2 protein-coding genes and 1 pseudogene are annotated in these 2,920 nt (G+C 62.1%); 2 read left to right on the plus strand and 1 reads right to left on the minus strand.

What is annotated here, in order from left to right; translation table 11 throughout:
• Positions 1-250: 250 nt before the first annotated feature.
• On the minus strand, positions 251-1,825 hold the full coding sequence (locus tag DDE13_RS22215) for a serine hydrolase (protein ID WP_222626186.1): 1,575 nt from the start codon (positions 1,823-1,825) through the stop codon (positions 251-253).
• 130 nt (positions 1,826-1,955) lie between these two features.
• Here DDE13_RS22215 and DDE13_RS22220 point away from each other — a divergent pair, with 130 nt between their 5' ends.
• Together DDE13_RS22220 and DDE13_RS23515 are read left to right on the plus strand one after the other, a co-directional pair.
• Positions 1,956-2,414, plus strand: coding sequence for a DUF1190 domain-containing protein (locus DDE13_RS22220; RefSeq protein WP_111406376.1), 459 nt, complete (start codon positions 1,956-1,958; stop codon positions 2,412-2,414).
• A 237-nt stretch (positions 2,415-2,651) separates the two neighbouring features.
• Positions 2,652-2,920: pseudogene (locus DDE13_RS23515) on the plus strand (hypothetical protein); the annotation flags it as partial.

Genomic DNA, 2,920 nt, shown 5'->3' on the forward strand with positions numbered 1-2,920 from the left:
CACCATGTCGTTGACGAACTTGATCGAAACGCAAAGTCGCCGCGCCGCCTCGGTGTGCGTGTGGCCCTGCGCGACAATCTGCACGGCACGTTCACGCAGCTCAACAGGATGCGGTTTACCCATCCCTGACCCCCATAGTTGCCTACAAGGCATGGAATCACAGGATAACCGCTATGGGAATCCAGAATCCGATCTGAGGCGACACGCTCTAAACGCGACATGCTCTAAGGGCCGCAACGGGCCGAGCGCGTCAGTCCAGACGCCGAAATAGGCCAAGGCTCTCGTCGTTCAGGTGTTCTATCCGAATTGCCATTGCCGGTTCCGGGGAGACCTCCATAAACTCGACAAGCGAAACCGAGCCGGCAGGCTGGTTTTCGGTCACTGGATAAACCACGAACGTATCGCCATCCCAATGCTGCAAGGGCAGTTCCCGGTTTTCCGGCCCCAGCCGCAGAACGAGAGATTCGCCTGATGCAACAACTGACAGCGGGCCAAAATACGCATTGTCATAGGTGCCGACATAGCTTTCAGCCGGACCCGCCGGGACAGGATCGGCGGGCGGTTCGGAGCCCACCAGATGCCCTACCGGTGCCGAAAGTGTCGCCATGATCGGGGCGTAGGCAGACAGCCAGTCGCGGCTGTCCAGCCCAAGTTCTGCCCGATCGAGGAAGCTGGCGGTAATGGCCTCGGCGGCGCCTTTCGGGGGCGCATTGGTCACTACGACAATGCCCAGTTCAAGGTCGGGAAGCATCGCAAGACTGGTGGATGCTCCAAGCGCGAAGGCACCGGAATGGCTCAGCATGGCTCGGCCCGACAGTCGCGTATCGACATTGAAGCCGAAACCGTAGGCGCCCGGTCGAGCAGAGACATCCATCTGCGCCCCTCGGATCATCTGCGCGGACATTGCAGGCAAAAGCGCGTCTTCCGCGATCATGCGTTCCCCTTCCGCCATTCCGCGCCCAAGGACCATCGCCATCCAGCGCGCCATGTCCCGCGCGCTGGAACTGACCCCGCCTGCCGGGCTTTGGGCGTCGGGCTGGCGTACGTCGGCGACCGCATATCCGTCTTCGGCGGCAACGTGGCTTGAGGCCCGATTGTCACGAGCCATGTAGTCGGCGTGTCTCGAACTGGTCGAATTCATGCCCAGCGGCGCATAGAGTGCGGTTTCTGACAAGTTAGCCCAATCCATTCCCGCTGCTGCTGCCACTGCTTCGGCGGCAGCGGTGATTCCGAAGTTGGTATAGGCATAATCCACCCGGAACGCGCCTTTCGGCAATAGCGCAAGCCGTTCCAGCACTTTGCCCCTGTCAAATCCGATATCCTCCAGATCGTCCCCGGCATGATCCGGCAAGCCCGAGCGATGCGCGTAAAGATCTCCGATCGTGACGTGATCGCTGATCCAAGGATCCCCCAAATCAAACGAGGGAAGGAAATCCCTTACCGGGCTGTTCCAATTCACCCGGCCAGCATCCACTTGGGTTGCGACAACGGTGGCACCGACCGGTTTTGACAGCGAGGCCAGCAAAAAGACCGTGTCGGCATTGATGCGACCCTGATGACCAATAGCACGTTTGCCAAAGCCCTGCGCGTACACGGTGCGTCCGTCGTGGACGACCGCAATGGCCAGACCGGGAATGCCCGTGCGCGTCAGGACAGCCTGACCAAGATCATCCAACGTCGAAATTGCCGCCACGATCCTCTTGTCCGGCACGGGCAATAGCACGGTCATCGGCGGCGCGGGCCTCGGATCGGGCAAGGCAAGCTCGGGCAGTAGGCTGTCTGTATCCGCTACGCCAGGCAAAGTTCCGGCGAGCAGGCCGGCCAAGAACAGGGCGCCACCAAGCAGATTGTGAGCCGCACGCTCACGCCCCGCACCTTTTCCTGAATGTGACCTGAGGGACCTGGCCGGCAATTTCGAACGCCTACTCAAATGTCGTTTTCCTTGTTCTGGCCACATGGTTCTGGGCACATATTTCCCACTAGACATCGACAGTCTGACACAACTCCCGCAGATTGAAAGGGCCAGGCATCTGGAGAAACATGGGGTCTGCGAGGAACAGCACGGCGTCGGCAACTTCGGCGGAGAGGACGCCACCGGATGGGCCGGCGTGATCACCGCCGGAACCGGTGGAGGTGGCATCTTCCTGCCGCTGATGGCCGGCTACATGATGGGCAACATGATGTCGTCCGGCGCCCAGTCCGGCTTTGCGTCTTGCGCGCTCTACCCCACGGCGGGCGGCGCGGTTGCGACAGCCAACGGCGCCAGTTTCGCCCGCACCGGCGTGATCACCAGCACCGCCGCGTCGACCTTCACGCGCCCCGCCGCGATCACCGCCGGGCAACCGCCCATGACGCGCGCGACGGTGGCGCGCACCGGCGGCTTCGGCGGCTCCATGACCACGGCTGGTGGCTGACCCCGCGCTTTCGTAAGTGATCGCCGTCGCCGTCAGGTTCAAGGCTATGCAAGCCTAATCTGGTCTGCAGATTGGCCAGGTTTGTCTGCGTCACCATCGGTTGAGCGCGGCCTGTCTGCCTGTGTGTTTGATCATGTCTGTGGTCGTGGGGCTCTACCCGCAGGTCCCTCCGGCTTCCCACCCACGAGATAGGCGGCAGGCCCGAGCTGGTCCGCGAGCCGCCACAAGGCCCATGTCATGCCATATCGCCGCGCCGATGGGCCGCTGAACCTGCTGGTGCACAGCACCGGCATCAAGTTTCTCGGCGATGGCGAATGGCAGGCCCGAAAGCACGGGGTGCAAGGCCGCCGCCAATGGCGCAAAGTGCATCTGGCCATGGAGCGGCGTTGTTGCAGAACTCTGCCGTCTGAGGATTCACAACGCGAATCCATGCGTTTACACGGCTCGCATGAGCAAGCCATCTCCCGCCCGCTATCGCACGACGAACTGGTCCAGCTACAACGCGT

Source organism: Meridianimarinicoccus zhengii (assembly GCF_003254465.1).
Classification (GTDB): Bacteria; Pseudomonadota; Alphaproteobacteria; order Rhodobacterales; family Rhodobacteraceae; genus Meridianimarinicoccus; species Meridianimarinicoccus zhengii.

Bases quoted from the DNA above. Each gene is read 5' to 3' on its own strand.
- DDE13_RS22220 (WP_111406376.1), top strand. From the start codon at position 1,956: ATGGTTCTGGGCACATATTTCCCACTAGACATCGACAGTCTGACACAA.